This window comes from Serratia sp. NPDC087055 (assembly GCF_044900985.1).
Taxonomy (GTDB): Bacteria; Pseudomonadota; Gammaproteobacteria; order Enterobacterales; family Enterobacteriaceae; genus Serratia.
In genome coordinates, this window is the sequence record NZ_JBJDOG010000001.1 from 309,689 (window position 1) to 329,630 (window position 19,942).

The window sequence follows — 19,942 nt, forward strand, 5'->3', positions numbered from 1 at the left end:
GTTATCGGCTGCTTATCAGGTTCAAGCGGCCGTTTGCAGCCGCGATGGTCATTGTCGTAACAGGTATCCGAAATAATGAGCGTATCCACCGATCCTATCCCTGGGACCAAGGGGCAACCCAGCGTCAATGTGATGGGGCGTTATCACCATATTCTCCGTCACCGTTTATTGATGATGGGGGTGTTGGCACTGGCGATTTTGGGTTCGCTGCTGCTGGACTTTACCATGGGGCCTTCCGGGCTTTCACTGTCCTCCTTGTGGCAAACGCTGATTGACCCTGCGGCGGCAGATGCCGGTACGCGGGTGATCGTCTGGGATATCCGTTTGCCTTATGCATTGATGGCCGTGGTGGTCGGGTTTGCGCTTGGCTTGGCTGGCGCAGAAATGCAAACCATCTTGAACAATCCGCTTGCCAGCCCGTTTACCCTTGGCGTTTCGTCTGCTGCGGCGTTCGGTGCGGCTCTGGCTATCGTGTTGGGCATTGGCGTACCGGGCATACCGGACCAATGGTTTATCTCCGCCAACGCGTTTATTTTTGCCCTGTTTGCGGCACTGATGCTCGATGGCATTACGCGCTGGACACGGGTTGCGACGTCTGGCGTAGTGCTGTTTGGCATTGCGTTGGTGTTCACCTTTAATGCACTGGTTTCCATGATGCAATTTATTGCCAGCGAAGATACGTTGCAGGGGCTGGTGTTCTGGACCATGGGCAGCCTGGCGCGTGCTTCATGGGACAAGTTGGGTATTCTGCTTGGTGTATTTGCCGTGTTGTTGCCGTTATCGATGATGAGCTCGTGGAAGTTGACCGCACTGCGTTTGGGTGAGGATCGGGCGGTAAGTTTCGGTATCGACGTGCGCCGGCTGCGCCTGACCACGTTGTTGCGTATCAGTATTCTTTCTGCATTAGCGGTTGCCTTTGTTGGCCCGATTGGCTTTATCGGCCTGGTGGCACCGCATATCGCGCGCATGATTTTCGGTGAAGATCACCGTTTCTATCTGCCGGCCAGTGCGCTGATTGGCGCGCTGGTGCTGTCGATGGCCTCCGTGGCGTCGAAAAATCTGATCCCGGGCATTATCATTCCGGTCGGTATCGTCACCTCGCTGGTGGGCGTGCCGTTCTTCCTGAGTATTATTCTGCGTCACCGGGGTAATGTATGAATCAGGGATTGCGTATTGAGCACTTCTCCGCTGGTTACCCGAAGCGTCAGGTGATCACCGATCTGGCGGTTCCCATGCTGCCTCGTGGCCAAATTACCGTGCTGCTGGGGCCAAACGGCAGCGGAAAATCGACGCTGCTGCGTTCACTGGCCGGGTTGAACCCAGCACAGGGGCAACTGTGGCTGGACGACATCGATCTGATGCAGATCCCTTTTGCCCGCCGGGCAGAAAAGGTCGTGTATTTGCCGCAATCACTGCCCGCTGGGGTGCATTTGCACGTGCTGGAGTCAATCATCGTGGCGCAACGTGCCTCGGGTGGCCGCAGCAACGCCGGCAGTGAGGCGGAAGTCATGGCGCTGCTTGAGCAGCTTGGCATTGCCCATTTGGCATTGAGTTATCTCGATCAGCTTTCGGGCGGTCAGAAGCAGTTGGTTGGATTGGCACAGTCGTTGATCCGTCAGCCGTCCTTATTGCTGCTGGATGAGCCGCTGAGCGCACTCGATCTTAACTACCAGTTCCACGTGATGGATTTGGTACGTAAAGAAACCCGTAAACGCAATATCATCACGGTGGTGGTGGTGCATGACATCAACATAGCCTTGCGCCATGGTGATCATGTATTGATGTTACAAGACGGCGAATTGATTGCTGACGGTGCGCCAGAAGAGGTGATCACGCCACAGAGTTTGGCGCGTGTCTATGGTGTTCGCGGGCGCATTGAGCGTTGTTCGCAGGGGACACCCCAGGTGTTGATCGACGGATTGGTGAGCCAGCCCGCGATATAAGCCCAAAAGGCCCCGCATCGCCGGAATACCGATCGGTTAAGATGTTCTTTAGCGAGTTCAACGTTATTTTCGGTCGATAAGCGCGCGAAGCACCATGAGGCTCATGCGCCTCGACCGAGCAAGGGGCCGTAAGCGCGGCCCCTTGCAACCCGCGCTCTTGCCCACTCAGACGGTTGGCTGCGCCAACGGCTCTCACTTCATCACACCGCATCACGGCCGGCTACGACAGGCGTCCCTGCCTGTCTCGCCTGAAACCGCCGTCCATGGCGGTTTCGCCTATGCGTTGTTCTTGCGTTCGACGTCTTCAGGGCGCCCAACCCCGTGCTCATCCCATCATGTTCACTGTCTTTTATCGCGCAACGTCACACTGAGTGGCTGGGTTGCCCGGTGGTTGCCGATTCGGGTGTTGACCTTGGTGCGCATCACCGGCTGCCGAGCAAGACGGCGTTGTCAGGGGCAACCGGCCAGGGAAGGCCGGTTGAGGCGAGACTAACAGGGACGTTTGTCGTAGCCGACCCGCCCGACAACGCAGGTGCAGGAGGACAAATCTGCCGGGAGCAGATTTGAACGCTGCTTGCAGTGGCCCCGAAGGGGCGAGGCCTAGGACGGGCCGAGTAATTACCGCGCAGCGGACAGACGGTGTTAAGCGAAGGCGTGGGTGGAGGGGCCGCGCTTACGGCCCCTTGCTCGGTCGAGGCGCATGAGTCTCATGGTGCTTCGCGCGCTTATCGACCGAAAAGAACGTTGAACTCGTTAAAGAACACCTTAAGCGAACGGTAATGCGGTATCACCGCGCCTGTTTATTTACTTCTTATTCAGCGCGTCAGCGACGCGTTCGACGATATGTTGGCTAGTGATAATGCCACCTGACAGATACACCTCAGCTGCCGGTAAATACACCACCTGGCCTTTCTTGACCGCAACGGTGTTTTTCAGTGCCGTGCCGGTGAGTATCTTCTGTGGCGCAACGGCGTTCGGACGGCCGGTTGCCGCGTCACGGTCGATGATAAATAACCAGTCTGGATTCAACTTAGCAACCTGCTCGGGGGTCAGTTTGTTGCCACGCACATCGGGATTTTCGCTTTGTAATGCTGATTTGAACCCAAGGGCATCATAGGTGAAGCTGAAGCGGCTTTTCGGCGCATAAGCGCTGATCTTCCCGCCGGAGAACAGTACCACCAGACCACGCCCGGCTTTGGCTACCTGCGGCTTGATTGCTGCTATTTCGGCGTCCAGTTTGTCGACGGCGGCTTGCGCTTGCTGCTGTTTATCGAACAGTTCACCCAATTGCAGTGTGCGTTGCTTCAGGCTACCCAGTTGATCTTGTGGATCAACCGCCATATTTAACGTCGGCGCGATGCCACTGAGTTCGGCATACGCCTTGGAAGAGCGACCGGCAATCAGGATCAGGTCCGGTTTGGCCGCACGTAGCGTAGCCATGTCTGGTTCAAACAGCGTACCGGCGTTGAGGTATTTGGCATCTTGGTACTGCTTTAGGCTGTCCGGCAGCATGGTGCGGTTGCCCGGCAGTGCCAGTGGTTCGACACCCAGCAGCTGCAGTGTTTCCAGCGACGCATAGTCCAGAACGACCACGCGCTGAGGGTGCTTTTTCACGTCGGTGGTACCGTTAAGGTGTTGAAAACTGACCGTCGCCGGGGCATCGGGGGCTGCGGTGCGGGTTTTGTTGGTACAGCCTGCCAACGCCATGCAGGCCAGCAAGGCGATAACCAGAGGGGAACGACGTAAAGTCATTGTGGCTTCCTTGGGTAGAGGTGACAAAAAGGGCGCGCAGTGTGAGTGCGCGCCCTGTGTGGCATTAGAAGTTGTAGGTCATGCCGACGGTGTAACGGCGGCCATCGAGCGTGGTGCCGTAGTTATCATAATCGACAGTCTTGTCGAGGATGTTGTACACCCCACCGGTGACCATCAGGTCTTTATTCGCCTGGTAGCTGAGGCCGGCGTCAACAAAGGTGTAAGACGGTGTGCTTTTAGCCATCGACGAACGGCTCATATAGTCTGAAGTCTTGCTGCGGAAGTTAACGCGGGACCACAGGCTGACGTCGTGAGTGGCCTGCCAGTCCAATACGCTGTTAATCATATGCTTCGGCATCTGGTTTAGCGGTTTGCCCTGGAAATCCCCACTCTTCTGTTCAGAGGTTGTGTAGGTATAGTTGGTGGTCAACTGCCAGTCTTTGGTGATTTCCCACCCGAAAGTGGTTTCCACGCCGCGCATATTGGCTTTATCGACGTTAGTACGGTCGCTGATAAAGTAATACGGCGTGTTGCCGATCATACACTGTGCGTCGCCATCACCGCTGTCGCAGCGACGGACTTCGGTGATTTTATCTTTGAAGTCGGTGTTAAACAGGGTGACGCTGGCGTTCAGGCCCTGCAGGTTATCCCACATGATACCGATTTCTTCGCTCAGGCTCTTTTCTGGCTTCAGATCCGGGTTACCGATAATGATTGATGTGCGGCCACCGCCGGTGATTTGCCCCCAACCGGCGGAGGATTGACGCAGATCCGGTGAGCGATAGCCGGCGGAAACGCCGCCTTTCAAGGTAAACTGTTCAGTCAGGTGCCAGACGCCGTACATGCGTGGCGTCCAGTGATTGCCGTAGTTCTGGTCCTGATCCATACGGATACCGCTGGTCAGGCTGAAGTCGTTGGTCATCGCCCATTCGTCTTCGGCAAACAGCGCCCAGCTCCAGCGCGTCAGTTTGTTCAACTTATCTGCCGCTTCCATCTGGTTGCCACCGTCACTCAATTTTTCGTAACGGTACTGACCGCCGATGTTCAACATGTGAGCGCCCAGTTCGAACTGGTTTTGGGTGTTGAAGATGGTGTTATACATCTTCATATTACGGCCTGGGTTATTGGTTTCTTCGCGTTGAATGTAGCTGGTGGTATTGCCGAAGTCATAATAGCCGTTGTGGGTTACAGCGTAGTTGGTTCGGGTGTAAAGGCTGTCACTGGCACGGTTAGGCGTACATTTTTTATTGCGGCAGTTTTCGGTCGCCATGGATTTACCAGGCGTACTGTTACGATCTTGCAAAGAGCGGCCAATTTCAAAATCAAAATCGTTCTGTTCGTTTGGCGTCAGGCTGAATACCGCGGTACCGCTGCGCATGCGCTGTTCATTGAAGCCATTGACGATTTTATCCTCGGCGCGGCGTGACAGCAGACCATTGACCCGCAGCCCCAGCAAACCGTCAATCAGCGGGCCGGAGGCATAGGCATTGGTCTGGAACAAATCGCCGGAATTGCTGTTTTCCTGGAAGGTGGAATCGCCGTGCAGTGAACCTTTCCAGCCTTGAGTATTGGAGGTTTTGCGGGTGATCACGTTGATCACGCCACCCATCGCATCAGAGCCATACAGTGAAGACATAGGTCCGCGTACCACTTCAATGCGTTCAATGGCTTCCATTGGCGGTAGCCAGCCCTGTTCGATGCCAGCGTTATCGCTGTTGGGACGGGTGCCACGGGTGTCAACACGTTTGCCGTCGACCAGGATCAGGGTGTATTTGGGGGCCATGCCGCGGATACTGATATCGCTGCTGCTGGCGCCGCCGACCACCACCACGCCCGGCACGTCTTTCAACGCGTCGGTAATATCACGGTAGGCTTTGTCTTCAATTTGTTGACGTGGGATCACAGAAATAGACGCGGGGGAGTCCTGGATTTTCTGTTGGAAACCGGAAGCGGTCACCACCATGGTGTCCTGAGCGTCTTGTTGCGCAGCGAAAGCGCTGGCGCTGGTGATTGTGGCAATAATCAGTGCAGTGAGCTGGTTATAACGTGGCTTTTCCATGAGGCAAACCTTTCCTGGTCTGATGTAAAGCGACAAAGTGTCGTTTTAACGGTTTGAATAATAAGTAGAAACGTGCCCCGTCGTTGCGAGGATCGTCGTTCCGTCAGTATTTCGTCAGGCCATTGTAAGGATTTTATACAGAATGTAAACGCAAATGATAATTCGTATCATTTGTATGTTTGCGAGAGGAGGGAAACATTAACCGTATGAATTAAAGGGAAAACCGGCGCAGCAAGGTATGCGCCGGTGGAGCCATCAGCGTTTCTGGATATAGGTAATCGCTAACGCCAGGGCCAATACCAGACCTTTGATAATGTCCATGGCATAGTAGGGCACGGAAAGCATCACTAGGCCGTTTTGCAACACGCCGAGGATCACTGCCCCTACCAATGTGCCGAGCGCGTTGGGTTTGCCGGAGCCTGCCAGCGAGAAACCAATATAGGCAGCGGCAACCGCATCCATCAGATAACCGCCGCCGGCGTTCACCTGTGAAGATCCGATACGTGACGCCAACAATATGCCGCCAAGCGAGGCCAGCAGGGCTGAAATGACGTAGGCAGCAACCCTGTAACGCACGGTGCGAATGCCAGAAAGACGCGCGGCCTCCGGATTACCGCCGATAGCGTACATGCGACGGCCATGCTTGGTCAGCGACAGAAAAAGCTGTACCACGATGGTCACCGCCAGCATGATCAACACGATCACCGGTACCTGGCCCAGGGAGGAGAAAATGTCCGGGATCAGGCCTTCAGCCATATCACCGTTCGGCAGCAGCATGTTTTGGGTGATTGACCCGCCGTAGCTGTAGGTCATGGCCACGCCCTGGATCACGAACAGGCTGGCTAGCGTCGCCAGCATGTCGGGAATTTTCAATACGACGATCAGGAAGGCGTTGAACAGGCCAACCAGCGTACAAATCAGTAGTGTCAGCACAATCGCCCCGGTCGTGCCGAAGCCGTACCAGACGAACAGTGAAACCACCAGGGCATTAGCGAGTGAAGCGGTGGAGCCGACGGAAAGGTCGAAGCCGCCCACCGAAAGCGAGATGGACACGCCGATAGCGATCACCGTAACGATGGCGATTGAGCGCAGAATGTTGATGATGTTGTTCGGATCGAGGAAGTTGTCCGATGCCAGCCCAAACAGGGCGATCAACGCAACAACGGTGAGTAACATCCCCCATTTGTAGAGAAACTCAAACAGCTGATGGCGCCAGGGTTGCGCATTCTGCAGGGATAATTCTTTACTCACGCTGGGGTTCCTCCGGTGGAATACAGTAATAAGGTTTCTTCATCAATATCGGCGGCATTCAGTTCCGCCACGACTCGCCCATCCCATAGCACGCAGATGCGATCGCATAGGCCGACCAGCTCCGAGAATTCGCCGGAGGCATAGATAATGCCTTTCCCCTCGCGTGCCAGGCTGTCGATCAGGGTGAAAAGCTCTTGTTTGGCCTTGATATCCACGCCCTTGGTCGGCTCATCAAATATCAGCACGCTGGCATCACCGCGTAGCCATTTGCCAATGGCCACTTTTTGTTGGTTGCCGCCGGACAGCCTTGTCAGCCGTTGTTGAGGGCCAGAAGCACGAATGTTCAGGCGTTGCATGATATCCCGCGCCCAGCGCAGTTCCTGACGGCGACTGAACAGACTCCAGCGTGAGAAGCTGTCGTCGGCGCTGACGCTCAGGTTCATCGGGATAGCCTCATCGATAAAAATGCCTTCTTTACGCCGCTCTTCCGGCACCAGTGCCAGCCCTTGTTCAACGCTGAGGTGCGGAGCGCGCGGAGCCCAGGGTTTGCCCAGCAGTTCTCCGCGCTCAAGGCGGGATGGGGAGGCCCCAAACAGTGCTTTGCACAGCTCCGTTTTACCTGCGCCGGCTAACCCGGCGATACCGAGGATTTCCCCTTGATGCAGTTGCAGCGTGATGTCGCGCAGTTTATGGCGATCGTGCAGGTTTTCTACCTGCAATAACGGGCGAGATCCGTGCGGTGGGCGACGTGGCGGGAAGATATCGTCCAACCGGTGACCAAGCATTTTCTCAACAATCTGCTCGCCACTCAGGCCTTGCATGGCATCGTCACTGACATGGCGGCCATCACGCAGCACCGTTAAGCGATCGCAGATTTCACTCAGTTCGTGAATGCGGTGTGAAATAAAGACGATGCCGATACCCTCCGACTGGAGGCGGCGCACAACGCGGAACAGGCGTTCGCTCTCGGCGCGATCGAGCGGGGCGGTGGGTTCATCCAGCACCAGGAAACGGCAGCGGTGTGACAGTGCGCGTGCCAGCAGCACTTGCTGTTTTTCCGCCAGCGTACAGTCGGCCAAACGCTGGCGCAGGTTGATGTTCACATCCAACTGGGCCAGTAACTGCGCTGCCTGCCGGTACAGCTGTGGCCAATTGAGCAGATGGCCCGGTTCATTAAGCCAATCGAGCATGATGTTTTCCGCCACTGACAGCGTGGGGATCAGTGCCACATCCACTTCTTGCTGCACCACGTGGATCCCATATTGGCGTGCCTGCAGTGGCGAATGAATATCCACTTTTTGGCCGTCGATAAAGATCTCTCCGCGGTAATGATCATGTGCACCGGACAGGATCGCCATCAGTGTGGATTTCCCCGCACCATTAGCCCCGACCAACGCATGGGTAGAACCACCCAGTAAGGTAAAGTCGACGTTTTGCAGCGCGTTGAATCCGGCAAAGGCGATCGAGATATTGCGCATCTCGAGGCGTGAGGGCGTAGTGGTTGGCATAGTGATTAAAGACGTTTAGGTGTTTAGATGGCTAAAGATAGTCTTTTGTAACACAGATTGCGCTTCTCGCAACAAACTAAATGGCATAACTGAGACGAAAATGATTTTTTGTCGAGAGGGGGCCCGTTCAGCGCAAGAGACATCACTGAACGGGACGCGATACAAACGAGATCACGGGCAACGCAACGCCCTTATCCGGCTTTTATCAGAACGTCGTCGGCGTATGTGCGCTGACGATACGACAGACGCGTGCAGAGGTATTGCTGAAACTGTGGGGAATACCGGTGTTGATGGCATAACTCTGCCCAGCAGTCAGGCAGTGGGTCTGGCCATTAATGGTGAGCATGATTTCACCTTCCAGCAGCGTGCCGATCTCCTCACCCTGATGCTTTATCTTCTCACCGGTGGTGGTGCCCGGCTGATAGGTTTCCAGCATCATCGCCAAATTGCGCGTTGGGTTGCCGTTGTGCACCAGCTTCATTGACACGCCTTGGCTACCGATCTCGATCAAATCTTCGGCGTCGATCACCACTTTGGGTTCATTAGCGGCTTCAGGTTCGGCAAAGAACGCGGACAACGACAAACCATAGACCTTTAGCAGTTTTTGCAGTGTGCTGATAGCCGGGCTGACTTTGTCCTGTTCGATGGTGCTGATTGCGCTGTGGGTTAACCCGGACAGTTCGGCGACTCGGCGCTGCGACAAACCCAATTGCAGACGGATCTGTGACAGGCGCTTACCTGGCGCCAAGCTGACTTCGCTCATAGCGGTACTTCCTTCTGGTAGGAACGACAGGCAGAAATGAATATCGGAGTCAGGTGCCTGTCTGAGTGATATCGGCATAGCATGATATCGGTAGTTGCGACGGAATTGGAAAATATATTGCCCATGATCCCCCCTGTTTCGGCGGACGAAATTCTGCACATAAAAAGGCAGTTAACGCCTTTTCGGTCAATATTTTATCAATTTAGCAGTCGGTGGCGAATAATCAAACAGCATTGTAACATTTGCAAACCATTTGTGTTAAAGCTATGTTTCATATTATGGATGTTATTTTGAGCGCCGGTTCTGGCGCAGTCTACAGAGAAATCAGACCATGTGTTGAACCTATCGGCAGGCGGGCGCCACAGCGTCCTCAGAGCATAATGGCGGGTGATGTATGCAAACCAATATCGCAGCAGTTGAAAATTTTGCACAGCACAATGAAGAGAGGCGAAGTAGCGCGTTCCAACGTGAAGTTGCTCACTATTTGGAACGCCACCCCTCAACGCAGTATATCGATATCCTACTCACTGATCTGAATGGTTCCTTCCGCGGTAAACGCATTCCCGTCTCCGGACTGAAAAAATTGGAAAAAGGCAGTTACTTCCCCGCCTCGGTATTCGCTATGGATATTTTGGGCAATGTGGTGGAAGAGGCTGGCCTGGGCCAAGAGTTGGGGGAGCCGGACCGTGTCTGCATGCCGGTGCTTGGTTCGTTGACGCCGTCAGCGGCGGACCCGGATAATATCGGTCAGGTATTGCTGACCATGCTGGATGAAGATGGTACTCCCTTTGACGTTGAACCCCGCAATGTTCTGAACCGAGTGTGGCAGGCGTTGCGCCAGCGAGGCATGTTCCCGGTGGTAGCGGTAGAGTTGGAGTTCTATCTCATTGATCGACAGCGAGATTCTGAAGGCTACCTACAACCTCCTTGCGCACCCGGTACCCAGGAGCGCAACGTGCAAAGCCAGGTATACTCGCTGGATAACCTGAATCATTTTGCTGAAGTGCTGAACGACATCGATAGCCTGGCTCAGATGCAGGGGCTACCGGCGGACGGTGCGGTGGCAGAGGCGTCGCCTGGCCAGTTTGAGGTCAACCTAAAGCATACCGATAACGTGCTGCTGGCTTGTGATCATGCGCTGGGGCTAAAACGCCTGGTACGGATGGTGGCGGAAAATCACCATCTGCACGCGACCTTTATGGCCAAACCTTATGAAGAATACGCCGGTAGCGGCATGCATGTGCATATCAGCATGCTCGACGGTAACGGTAACAACCTGTTCGCCCAAGCAGACGGCGAAGACTCTGCGTTACTGCACCGTGCGCTGGCGGGTATGATCACCTTAATGCCGGCTTCAATGGCACTGTTAGCCCCCAATGTTAATGCTTTCCGTCGTTTCCAGCCGGGCATGTATGTCCCCACACAAGCCTCCTGGGGGCACAACAATCGCACCGTTGCGCTGCGTATTCCCTGCGGTGAGCCCGAGAACCATCGGGTGGAGTACCGTGTCGCAGGCGCGGATGCCAATCCCTATCTGGTGGTTGCGGCGATCCTCTCCGGGATTTTGTATGGGTTGGACAATGCGCTGCCGTTGCCTGAACCCGTGACCGGTAATGGGCTCGAGCAAGAAGGGTTACCGTTCCCCATCCGTCAAAGCGATGCGCTATACGAATTTGAGCATCAGCAAGCGCTGACGCAGTACCTGGGAGAACGTTTTGCGCATGTTTATCATGCCTGCAAGATGGATGAATTGATGCAGTTTGAGCGCTTAGTGACGGAAACAGAGATCGACTGGATGTTGAAAAATGCCTGAGGGGGCGTAAACTAAGCGGCAATAACGGAGTAAGTGACGGTGAGGATTGCGGATTAATTCAACCGTAAGGGCGGTTTTCCGAACAATCGCGAAAAGAATTTACTTAAGATGCCTTCCTGATCTTGTCATCAGGAGGGTTTCTGGTGCAAAATATCTCTAATGCAGATAGCCGACGTTTTAACGCGTCGGTTATTTTTTTTGCATTTGTGTTTTACAAACTGTGCGTTTCATACACCAAGCGAGGCCGGACACCGATCCGGATAGATAAATAGTTTCGTGCGCGATCAAACAAAACTTTATGGTCGTGACTCATGAGGATAAGAAAGATGGGGCAATTTTTCACTTTAGCACCGGTGCCCGCCGGTTTCCGCTGTGGTCGCAGCGATTATGGAGCAGCCAAGGCAGCCTTGACTCGTTATCCAGCTTCCAATCCCCTTCTTTTTGAATTCAGTCGCACGTTGCGAAGTTTCCCCGCAACCTTAAGTCTTGGCGTGTCTACGCTCCGCAAGGCAGAAGGTAAGGGGGGGCTGCGCAATGTCCGATAACATCTCCAGCACCATTCCGGCGCCACGCGCACAGCTGCGTAAAACCCTGACTTTAGTTCCGGTAGTGATGATGGGGCTGGCTTACCTGCAGCCAATGACCATCTTCGATACCTTTGGCATCGTATCCGGCCTGACCGATGGTCACGTCGCCACTGCGTACGCCTTTGCTCTGCTGGCGGTGCTGTTTACCGCATTGAGCTACGGCAAACTGGTACGGAAATTCCCGTCCGCCGGTTCTGCCTACACCTACGCCCAGAAGGCCATTAGCCCGCACGTTGGCTTTATGGTGGGCTGGTCATCGTTGCTGGACTACCTGTTCATGCCGATGATCAACATCCTGTTGGCCAAAATTTACCTGGAAGCTATCTTCCCGGGCGTGCCTTCGTGGATCTTCGTGGCGGCGCTGGTCGCGCTGATGACGCTCTTTAACCTGCGCGGCATTAAGCTGGTGGCAAACCTGAACTCCATTATCGTGGTGGTGCAGGTGGCTATCATGATCGTGTTCCTGTTCCTGGTGGTTAATGGCCTTTCGCATGGCGAAGGGGCAGGTACGCTGGTTAGCAGCCGCCCATTCTGGTCTGAGAATGCGCATGTAGTGCCGATGATTACCGGTGCGACTATTTTGTGCTTCTCGTTCCTCGGTTTTGACGGCATCAGCTCGCTGTCCGAGGAAACCAAAGATGCAGAGAACGTGATCCCGAAAGCGATCTTCCTGACGGCGCTGATCGGCGGCATCATCTTTATCGTGGTGTCCTACTTCGTGCAGTTGTACTTCCCGGACATCTCGCGCTTTAAAGATCCTGATGCGTCCCAACCGGAAATCATGCTGTACGTCGCCGGTAAGTTCTTCCAGTCGGTGATCCTGGTGTTCTCTTGCGTGACCGTACTGGCTTCAGGTATGGCGTCGCACGCCGGTGTTTCGCGTCTGATGTACGTGATGGGCCGTGACGGTGTATTCCCAGAGCGTTTCTTTGGTTATGTGCACCCGAAATGGCGTACCCCGGCATTGAACGTACTGCTGGTTGGTGTGATTGCCTTGTCTGCGGTGTCGTTCGATCTGGTTACGGCGACGGCATTGATTAACTTCGGTGCGCTGGTGGCGTTCACCTTTGTGAACCTGTCGGTAATCTCGCAGTTCTATATTCGCGACAAGATGAACCGTACCGTTAAAGATACCTTTAACTATCTGATTCTGCCGGTATTGGGGGCGTTAACTGTTGGTGCACTGTGGATCAACCTGGAAGCCAGTTCGATGACGCTGGGCCTGGTTTGGGCCGCGATTGGTCTGATTTATCTGGCCTTCGTCACCCGCAGCTTCCGTCTGCCGGTTCCACAGGCTAGCGAAGACGTTGCATAAGCCTTAACAGGTCGGGGCCGAACAGGTTCGGCCCGCGATTTAATGCTTTGATGATGTCATTGGGCGCGGCATACAGCGCCTCTGCCATTAAGTCGTAGGGCGCTTTTAGCGCCCTACGTTTTTCTGTTAGCCTACCAATTCTTTACCGTACTCAAACAGCGCTTTCAGCAGCGCGGTCTTTTCTTTATCGCCTTCGTACAAGTTATACAACGACTCGAGTTGCAGTACGTAACTCTGTACCCGTTCAGCGCTCAGAACTTCCTGACGATGCTGTAACCAGCGGCGTTGCTCGCTGTCATCCAGCGTGTTGGGGTAGTTGCGGGCCCGGAAACGGAACAGCAGTTCCTTCATGCGGTCATCGTTGAAGGTCAGATCCAGTGCCGGCAAGTTTTGCGGTTTGGTTTGCTGGATAATCTTCATTGCTGCTTTATCAGCATCGCTGAAGAAACCGTCGTACAGCCGGGCGTCGACGTCATCAGAGCCTTTAAAAGGTTCGGCTTCAGCGAATAACGCCACCACTTTTTCGCGCACCTGCGGGTGCTGGCGCAGCAGCTGCAGATTTTGCAGGCAGGCTTGGCGATCGATCCCCAAGCGTTCCGCGTTTTCCGGCAATAGGGTCTTGGCGGGTGCCAGTACCGGGCATTTGTTGATATGAACCAGCTTGATTGGCACCGGTGATTGGTCAGGTGCCAGCTCGTCTCTGCGGGTATACAGCCGTTCGCGCAATTCGTCGGCGCTCAGCGTGAGCAGTGGCGACATATCACCGGCTAAATCACACATGATGACCGCATTTTTGTTATCAGGGTGCCAGGCCAGCGGCGATACCCAGCTGGTATTGCCACGTGCAGCGCCGAACATACCGGAAACGTGCACCAACGGCGTCATTTCTGCGATATCGATCAGGGCATTGAGCTTATGCTTGTTGCGGTGTTGCAGCAGGAAGTCAAACAGCCGGGGTTGCGCTTGTTTGACCAACTTGGCCATGGCGATGGTCGCGTAAACATCCGACATGGCGTCATGAGCGTGTTCGTGTTCGACGCCGTTGGCGCGAGTCAGGTGTTCCAAACGGAAACTGGGGAACCCATCTTCGTTTTCCGGCCAGACGATACCGTCCGGGCGCAGCGCATAGCAGGCACGCATCACGTCGAGCAGATCCCAGCGGGAATTGCCGTTTTGCCAGCTGTAAGCGTAGGGATCGTAAAAGCTGCGGTAGAAGATATTACGGCTCACTTCATCATCGAAGCGGATATTGTTGTAACCCAGAATGCAGGTGCCAGGCACACTGAATGCCTGATGGATCTGGTGTGCGAACTCGGCTTCGTTGACACCTTTAGCCAGTGCCAATTGCGGCGTGATACCGGTGATCATCACCGCTTCAGGATCGGGCAAGTAGTCGTCGGCCGGGGTGCAATAGATGACCAGTGGCTCTTCGATGATATTGAAATCCATATCGGTACGCACACCGGCAAACTGCGCCGGGCGGTCCATGGATGGGCTTTTACCGAAGGTCTCGTAGTCGTGAATATAGAATGTGGCCGGTGCCTTGCTGCTCAAAATCGCATCTCTCACGTGGCGTTGGGAATATCTTCCTATTGTAACGGCGAGACGTACGAGTCGTTAGCGTTAATCACTGAAATGCGCGGTATTACGCACTGCGGTAGTAGCTTAGGCGCAGATGAAAGTAGGAACGTAAATAATCAGGCACCTGTTTTTCGGCATGGGCAGCATTGGTGGCAATGCCATAACGTTCGTTATAAATGACGCTGAGCGCGAGCAAGTCGGCTTCAATTTTCTCACGTTCTGCTTGAGGCAAGCGATCCAGCTTTCGACCCATATTATTCTCCCTATGAACCAAGGGGCATCATAAGATCGTTAGGCGTGCTTGTCCCTACCCATTCAGGGGGGCATATCAGGATGTTGGCGTTCGCGCCTGGAGGCTATGGTTCGCTGTTGCAGTGCCATGATAATGCTGAGAGTATCGCGTTGTGAAATCCTGCTGACTTTGCAGGCTTGTGCGCTCGTAGGCTTCATGGACCGAGAAAATACCGCCGATCACCGCCAGCCAGAAGACACTGCACAGGACCAGGATGCCCAACCAAACTTTTTGGTTATAGCTCATAAATACTCCTGATGAAAAAATGTAATAATACTCACCAGTAAATTAAATCAGAGCCTGTATCAATGGCCCGTCAACGGCCGCATTTATTATGGTTTCTTTTTTATTAATGTGTTACCAAATGCCTCACTGATGTTTCAAAATATTCCTTAAGATAATATTAAGAAAAGATAAACAGCTGCCACTGAGTTCCATTTAATATTTGTTTAATTATCTCCGCATACAATCAGCATCATTCAATGCCAATGTGGGTGCATATTATGAAAACTCTGCTGTTGACCGGCGCTACTGGCTTTCTCGGTGGTGCAGTGCTCGAAAAATTACTGAATGAAAATCAGGAAATTAACTATCTTCTGTTAGTGCGAGCTGAAAATGCGCAGCAGGGGCTGGAACGTATTCGGATTAATATGGAGAAGTTTAATATTGAATCCGATTTATTCTCCAAAATCACGATAGAAAATATATTGTTGGGTGATTTAAGTGAGCCTGCTAATTTTTTAGCGGACACACGTATTAACAATGTAACGCACGTTATCAATTGTGCCGCGGTTGCTTCATTCGGCAATAACCCGCTTATTTGGAAGGTTAATGTTGAAGGTACACTGGCCTTTGCCGAAAGAATGGCGCAGGTACCGGGATTGAAACGTTTTCTGCATGTGGGTACCGCAATGTCGTGTGCCCCGGAACCGGGCTCGCTGGTGGCAGAAAGTGGCGAGTTTGAAGAAACGGCTGAGCATCTGGTGGAATACACCCGCTCTAAATCCACGATTGAACAGTTAATGCGTCAACACTGCCCGCAATTGCCGCTGGTGATTGCACGTCCTTCTATCGTTGTTGGGCACACGCGTTTAGGGTGCCAGCCATCCAGCAGTATTTTCTGGGTGTTCAGCATGGCGCTAATGTTGCGTAAATTCATGTGTTCACTGCAGGACAATATCGACGTTATCCCGGTCGATTACTGCGCTGATGCGATGGTGATGTTGCTGAACAGCGAAACGCTGGATAATGACGTTTATCATATTTCTGCCGGTGAAGAGAGCAGCGTCAGCTTCGCGGATATTGATCGCGCCATTGCTGCCGCGTTGGAAAAACCGCCGCTTGGCGACCATTACGCGCAGGTCAGTTACGAAGCCCTGCTGAAAATGCGCAAGCAACTGAAAGATATCTTCGGGCCGTGCAACGAAAGACTGATGCTGAAGGCGATGCGTTTGTATGGATCTTTCGCCATGCTTAACGTGCGTTTCAGCAACGACAAAATTCTCAAGCTGGGCATGCCTAAACCGCCGCGCTTTACCGACTACATCGCCCGTTGCGTGCAGTCTACCCGCGGTTTGTCTATCCAGCAGCAGATGGTCGTGGATTTCAAATAACAGGAGGGTGCCGCCAAGCGGCACCCGATTGTGTCCCGCCCATTACCAGGACGAAGACGACCAGAAAACGCGGCCCAACACCACCAGTTGGTCTTTACGCTGCGGATAACTCAGGTGTTCGTCCTGGTATTCTTCCCGGTTCAGGGAGCGAATAGTGACACCGCCGTCAGGCTGTTCTATCAACACTTTTACCCGCAGCAAATTACCGTGGCGAATCGCGTAGGTTTTGCCTTCGCGGATGCGTGTGTCATCGGTATTGATACCCACCACGTCGCCGTCTTGCAGGCGTGGTTCCATGCTGGAGCCGGAAATGCGGATGATACGTGCCGCATTGACCGCCACCCCCATCTTGTGCAGATAGTAGCGACGAAAAATCAGTGAAAACTCTTCACGATCAACAATTTCATAACAGCCATCGCCGGCAGAAAAATTAATGTCCAGCAGGGGAATTTCCACAAACTCTTCCTTGTCCTGTTCGGTATCTTCCCACACTACCGGCTTCAGGCGGGCAGGTTGGAAATCCGATTCTGCCGCCACGTTATCGAACGGGCGCACCAGCTGTTTTTCATGGAAAACGTCGAACCAGCCTTTGGGCAGATCCAGCTTGGCCTCAATCCGCCTGGCGAGGTTATCGCCAAGGTTGCGGGAGGATTTTTCACCGGTAATCTGGCTGAGCGTTGGCGAGGAGGATTCAACCAGCACGGCAAAATCGTTCTGGTTGATGCCCTGTCGGGCGTAGCTGGCCATCAGCTCGCGCAAATTATTGCGTCTTATTTCTTTGGTTTCCATCCTTGGATGATCGCATTCTTTAGCAAAAAGGTAAATATCGTTTTTGCTAAATTTATCTTGCTTTAAATTTAGCAATTAGCTAAACATTAAGGGGTGGACAAGAGCCACGAAGGCATTGTAGGGTCACTGCATGCAGCGACCGCGTGACGCGGGACGAATATCTTTGTTCCCTACGGTGAAAGAGGCACGCGAGTTTAACTAACAAGGAATCTACGATGTTCAGTATTGATTACAATAGCTACCGTTCGGTAGCCAGCTTTGGCCACCGGGTACGCTTTTTGGTGCTGCATTACACGGCGCAGAATTTTGCCGATTCCGTGCAGTCACTGACAGGTAAATCGGTCAGCGCCCATTACCTGGTGCCTGATCCGGAAGATCAAACCTATCAGGCGGCCGGTTTCAGCGGTGTACGCATTTTTAACTTGGTCGATGAAGATGAACGAGCCTGGCATGCCGGTGCAAGCCAATGGGGTAATCGTTCAAATCTCAACGATACGGCGATTGGCATTGAGATCGTCAATCTGGCGAGTGGCGATGGTGAAGACATTAGTTTCCCACCGTTTAATCCGCAGCAAATTGCGGCGGTGACTCAACTGGCGCAAAACATCCTGCAGCGCTATCCGGACATCACCCCCGTTAACGTGGTGGCGCATTCCGATATCGCGCCGGGCCGAAAGAGCGATCCGGGCCCGCAGTTCCCGTGGCATCAGCTGTATCAGGCCGGGGTGGGCGCCTGGTATGACGACGCGGTGAAACAGCGACATCAGCATGCATATCAATGTCATGGTCTGCCTGCACAGTCTGATGTGTTGGCGCTGTTCGCCAAATATGGTTACGACACCTCGGCAGCGGTTGACGCTGAAGGTTATCGCCAACTGGTGCGTGCCTTCCAGCTGCATTTCCGTCAACGGCAGTATGATGGGGTGATGGATGTAGAAACCGCCGCCATTTTGCAGGCGTTGGTGGATAAATATGCCGCTTAAGGACTGACTGCGGGTGAGGGACGCCTTATCCGCCTTTTCTCCGCTGCTCTTCCTCCGCTAAACTAATGGACTTTCTCGCCATTCATAACGGGATGCATTGTGCGCCTCGACAGAAAAATATCGTCGTTTGAACGTTTGACTTATCGTCATTACCGCATTGTGCACGGCGTGCGCATTGGGCTGGCGTTTATCCTGACCTTCTTGCTGATTCGCTTGCTAGACGTCCCTGAAGGGACCTGGCCGCTCATTACCTTGGTGGTGGTGATGGGGCCGATTTCGTTCTGGGGAAATGTGTTGCAACGCGCGTTGCAGCGTATCGCCGGTACGGTGTTTGGCGCGGCCTCGGGCCTGATTGCCCTGTATCTTGAGCTTTACTCGCTACCGCTGATGTTAGCGTGGTGCGGAGTAGTGATGTTTTTCTGCGGTTATCTGACGCTCGGTAAGCGTCCCTATATGGCACTGTTGGTGGGGATTACACTGGCGGTGGTGTGTGGCGCGGGGGCGGGTGACATGCATACTGCGCTGTGGCGTAGTGGGGACGTTATTTTTGGCTCGTTGCTGGCGCTGTTGTTCACCAGCATTTATCCACAGCGTGCCTACATTCTGTGGCGTATGCAGATGGCGGATTGCTTGCAAAGCGCGAGTAAAATCTACGGTGCTTATCTGTCGCCGAACATGATCGAACGGCCGCGACTGGAACCTCAGTTGAAAGATCTCTTGAATCAGGTCGTCAAATTGCGCGGCCTGATTGTTCCCAGCAGTAAAGAAACCCATATCCCTCTGGCGGTATTTGAAGCGGTACAAACGCTGAGCCGCAATCTGGTCTGTACTCTGGAACTGCTGGCCGACGCGTATTGGGCCTCGCGTGAAACCCATTTTATTATGCTGAATGCGAAAACGCTGCGCAGCGCACAATTGCTGACGCTGCGGTCGCTTGAATCATTGGCAGACATGATGCATAACGGCCCGCAAACGCAACAATCCGTAATGGCAGGGCAACTGAGCGAAATCGCCGCCGAACTGAAAACCCTGATGCAGGAGGCGAGCGTCAGTCAACACGGCGAGGCACCTATTTACGGTTATGTTTGGCTGAGCATGGAACTGACGCAGCAGTTGGAAGAACTGGGCGACCTGCTCAAGGTCTGTACTGCTACCGGGCGCGAATAGGGGGTCAGATCATGAAGCGGGCGCTTCTGGTTTTTGTCCAGGCAGCAAAGTGAGTAAGATAGGGCGATGAGTGTTGTGCCTGACCGCCACAAACCTGTATCTTGGTATCATTGTGGCCGTAAGCAAATGAATCTGTGTATTACTAAAGCAAGGGTATGAAGATGGATAATGCAAATAAGCCGAGTTTCCAGGACGTTCTGGAGTTTGTGCGTATGTTCCGCCGTAAAAATAAGCTGCAACGCGAAATTATCGACAACGAAAAGAAAGTTCGTGATAACCAAAAGCGTGTGCTGCTGCTCGACAACCTGAGTGAGTACATCAAACCAGGCATGAGCATTGAAGATGTTCAGGGCATCATTAGCAACATGCGCAGCGACTATGAAGATCGCGTTGATGACTACATCATCAAAAATGCCGATCTGTCTAAAGAACGCCGTGAGCTGTCCAAAAAGCTGAAGGCTATGGGCGAAGTGAAGTAACCCTTTTTATCGGGCCAGGCATTTGCCTGGCCCTTTTATTTTTTGTT

General features: G+C 53.6%; 17 protein-coding genes. 8 read left to right on the forward strand and 9 right to left on the reverse strand.

Going from position 1 to position 19,942, the window contains the following annotated elements:
- Positions 1-75 precede the first annotated feature (75 nt).
- Both ACI2J2_RS01395 and ACI2J2_RS01400 read left to right on the forward strand, forming a co-directional pair.
- Positions 76-1,158 (forward strand): iron ABC transporter permease, encoded by a 1,083-nt coding sequence (locus ACI2J2_RS01395; protein ID WP_209636052.1) that lies wholly within the window; start codon positions 76-78, stop codon positions 1,156-1,158.
- On the forward strand, positions 1,155-1,943 hold the full coding sequence (locus ACI2J2_RS01400; protein WP_209636050.1) for an ABC transporter ATP-binding protein: 789 nt from the start codon (positions 1,155-1,157) through the stop codon (positions 1,941-1,943). The genes ACI2J2_RS01395 and ACI2J2_RS01400 overlap by 4 nt, the downstream gene beginning before the upstream one ends.
- An 804-nt stretch (positions 1,944-2,747) precedes the next feature.
- Here ACI2J2_RS01400 and ACI2J2_RS01405 read toward each other — a convergent pair.
- The 5 genes from ACI2J2_RS01405 to puuR form a co-directional block, all read right to left on the reverse strand.
- Positions 2,748-3,695 carry a siderophore ABC transporter substrate-binding protein gene (locus ACI2J2_RS01405; RefSeq protein WP_209636048.1) on the reverse strand — a complete coding sequence of 316 codons (948 nt, stop codon included), beginning with the start codon at positions 3,693-3,695 and terminating at the stop codon, positions 2,748-2,750.
- 64 nt (positions 3,696-3,759) lie between these two features.
- Positions 3,760-5,754 (reverse strand): ligand-gated channel protein, encoded by a 1,995-nt coding sequence (locus ACI2J2_RS01410; RefSeq protein ID WP_404759249.1) that lies wholly within the window; start codon positions 5,752-5,754, stop codon positions 3,760-3,762.
- A gap of 255 nt (positions 5,755-6,009) precedes the next feature.
- A complete protein-coding gene (locus ACI2J2_RS01415; protein ID WP_209636044.1) occupies positions 6,010-7,005 on the reverse strand; it encodes an ABC transporter permease in 996 nt (331 codons plus the stop codon).
- Positions 7,002-8,513, reverse strand: coding sequence for a sugar ABC transporter ATP-binding protein (locus ACI2J2_RS01420; protein ID WP_404759250.1), 1,512 nt, complete (start codon positions 8,511-8,513; stop codon positions 7,002-7,004). The genes ACI2J2_RS01415 and ACI2J2_RS01420 overlap by 4 nt, the downstream gene beginning before the upstream one ends.
- A gap of 205 nt (positions 8,514-8,718) precedes the next feature.
- Positions 8,719-9,276 carry an HTH-type transcriptional regulator PuuR gene (gene puuR, locus ACI2J2_RS01425; protein ID WP_265556560.1) on the reverse strand — a complete coding sequence of 186 codons (558 nt, stop codon included), beginning with the start codon at positions 9,274-9,276 and terminating at the stop codon, positions 8,719-8,721.
- 394 nt (positions 9,277-9,670) lie between these two features.
- On the opposite strand from puuR, the gene ACI2J2_RS01430 reads away from it, so the two are divergent.
- Both ACI2J2_RS01430 and ACI2J2_RS01435 read left to right on the forward strand, forming a co-directional pair.
- Positions 9,671-11,089 (forward strand): glutamine synthetase family protein, encoded by a 1,419-nt coding sequence (locus tag ACI2J2_RS01430; protein ID WP_209636038.1) that lies wholly within the window; start codon positions 9,671-9,673, stop codon positions 11,087-11,089.
- A 534-nt stretch (positions 11,090-11,623) separates the two neighbouring features.
- Positions 11,624-12,991: an APC family permease gene (locus ACI2J2_RS01435; RefSeq protein WP_209636036.1), complete on the forward strand. Its 1,368-nt coding sequence runs from the start codon at positions 11,624-11,626 to the stop codon at positions 12,989-12,991.
- A 126-nt stretch (positions 12,992-13,117) separates the two neighbouring features.
- Here the strand turns inward: ACI2J2_RS01435 and sbcB are convergent, their stop codons facing one another.
- From sbcB to ACI2J2_RS01450, 3 genes are all read right to left on the reverse strand, one after another.
- Positions 13,118-14,545 (reverse strand): exodeoxyribonuclease I, encoded by a 1,428-nt coding sequence (gene sbcB / locus ACI2J2_RS01440; protein WP_404759251.1) that lies wholly within the window; start codon positions 14,543-14,545, stop codon positions 13,118-13,120.
- A gap of 91 nt (positions 14,546-14,636) precedes the next feature.
- Positions 14,637-14,825, reverse strand: coding sequence for a DNA polymerase III subunit theta (locus ACI2J2_RS01445; protein WP_209636032.1), 189 nt, complete (start codon positions 14,823-14,825; stop codon positions 14,637-14,639).
- Positions 14,826-14,900: 75 nt separating this feature from the next.
- Positions 14,901-15,110, reverse strand: coding sequence for a hypothetical protein (locus ACI2J2_RS01450; protein ID WP_209636030.1), 210 nt, complete (start codon positions 15,108-15,110; stop codon positions 14,901-14,903).
- A gap of 257 nt (positions 15,111-15,367) precedes the next feature.
- On the opposite strand from ACI2J2_RS01450, the gene ACI2J2_RS01455 reads away from it, so the two are divergent.
- Positions 15,368-16,477, forward strand: a complete 1,110-nt coding sequence (locus tag ACI2J2_RS01455) for an SDR family oxidoreductase (RefSeq protein ID WP_130381403.1) — start codon at positions 15,368-15,370, stop codon at positions 16,475-16,477.
- A 42-nt stretch (positions 16,478-16,519) separates the two neighbouring features.
- Here ACI2J2_RS01455 and ACI2J2_RS01460 read toward each other — a convergent pair whose 3' ends face one another.
- Complete coding sequence (locus ACI2J2_RS01460) at positions 16,520-17,266, reverse strand: helix-turn-helix transcriptional regulator (RefSeq protein ID WP_209636028.1); 747 nt, start codon at positions 17,264-17,266, stop codon at positions 16,520-16,522.
- Between the two features lie 215 nt (positions 17,267-17,481).
- On the opposite strand from ACI2J2_RS01460, the gene ACI2J2_RS01465 reads away from it, so the two are divergent.
- The 3 genes from ACI2J2_RS01465 (at position 17,482) to tmaR (ending at position 19,895) form a co-directional block, all read left to right on the forward strand.
- A complete protein-coding gene (locus ACI2J2_RS01465; RefSeq protein ID WP_404759252.1) occupies positions 17,482-18,249 on the forward strand; it encodes an N-acetylmuramoyl-L-alanine amidase in 768 nt (255 codons plus the stop codon).
- A gap of 99 nt (positions 18,250-18,348) precedes the next feature.
- A complete protein-coding gene (locus ACI2J2_RS01470) occupies positions 18,349-19,416 on the forward strand; it encodes an FUSC family protein (protein WP_265556557.1) in 1,068 nt (355 codons plus the stop codon).
- A 161-nt stretch (positions 19,417-19,577) separates the two neighbouring features.
- Positions 19,578-19,895: a PTS system regulator TmaR gene (tmaR, locus tag ACI2J2_RS01475; protein WP_209636023.1), complete on the forward strand. Its 318-nt coding sequence runs from the start codon at positions 19,578-19,580 to the stop codon at positions 19,893-19,895.
- The last annotated feature ends 47 nt before the right edge of the window (positions 19,896-19,942 follow it).

Bases quoted from the DNA above. Each gene is read 5' to 3' on its own strand.
- ACI2J2_RS01445 (WP_209636032.1), bottom strand. From the start codon at position 14,825: ATGGGTCGAAAGCTGGATCGCTTGCCTCAAGCAGAACGTGAGAAAATT.
- ACI2J2_RS01410 (WP_404759249.1), bottom strand. From the start codon at position 5,754: ATGGAAAAGCCACGTTATAACCAGCTCACTGCACTGATTATTGCCACA.
- ACI2J2_RS01465 (WP_404759252.1), top strand. From the start codon at position 17,482: ATGTTCAGTATTGATTACAATAGCTACCGTTCGGTAGCCAGCTTTGGC.
- ACI2J2_RS01395 (WP_209636052.1), top strand. From the start codon at position 76: ATGAGCGTATCCACCGATCCTATCCCTGGGACCAAGGGGCAACCCAGC.
- tmaR (WP_209636023.1), top strand. From the start codon at position 19,578: ATGGATAATGCAAATAAGCCGAGTTTCCAGGACGTTCTGGAGTTTGTG.
- ACI2J2_RS01420 (WP_404759250.1), bottom strand. From the start codon at position 8,513: ATGCCAACCACTACGCCCTCACGCCTCGAGATGCGCAATATCTCGATC.
- ACI2J2_RS01435 (WP_209636036.1), top strand. From the start codon at position 11,624: ATGTCCGATAACATCTCCAGCACCATTCCGGCGCCACGCGCACAGCTG.
- ACI2J2_RS01430 (WP_209636038.1), top strand. From the start codon at position 9,671: ATGCAAACCAATATCGCAGCAGTTGAAAATTTTGCACAGCACAATGAA.
- ACI2J2_RS01455 (WP_130381403.1), top strand. From the start codon at position 15,368: ATGAAAACTCTGCTGTTGACCGGCGCTACTGGCTTTCTCGGTGGTGCA.
- ACI2J2_RS01460 (WP_209636028.1), bottom strand. From the start codon at position 17,266: ATGGAAACCAAAGAAATAAGACGCAATAATTTGCGCGAGCTGATGGCC.
- ACI2J2_RS01400 (WP_209636050.1), top strand. From the start codon at position 1,155: ATGAATCAGGGATTGCGTATTGAGCACTTCTCCGCTGGTTACCCGAAG.
- ACI2J2_RS01450 (WP_209636030.1), bottom strand. From the start codon at position 15,110: ATGAGCTATAACCAAAAAGTTTGGTTGGGCATCCTGGTCCTGTGCAGT.
- puuR (WP_265556560.1), bottom strand. From the start codon at position 9,276: ATGAGCGAAGTCAGCTTGGCGCCAGGTAAGCGCCTGTCACAGATCCGT.
- ACI2J2_RS01405 (WP_209636048.1), bottom strand. From the start codon at position 3,695: ATGACTTTACGTCGTTCCCCTCTGGTTATCGCCTTGCTGGCCTGCATG.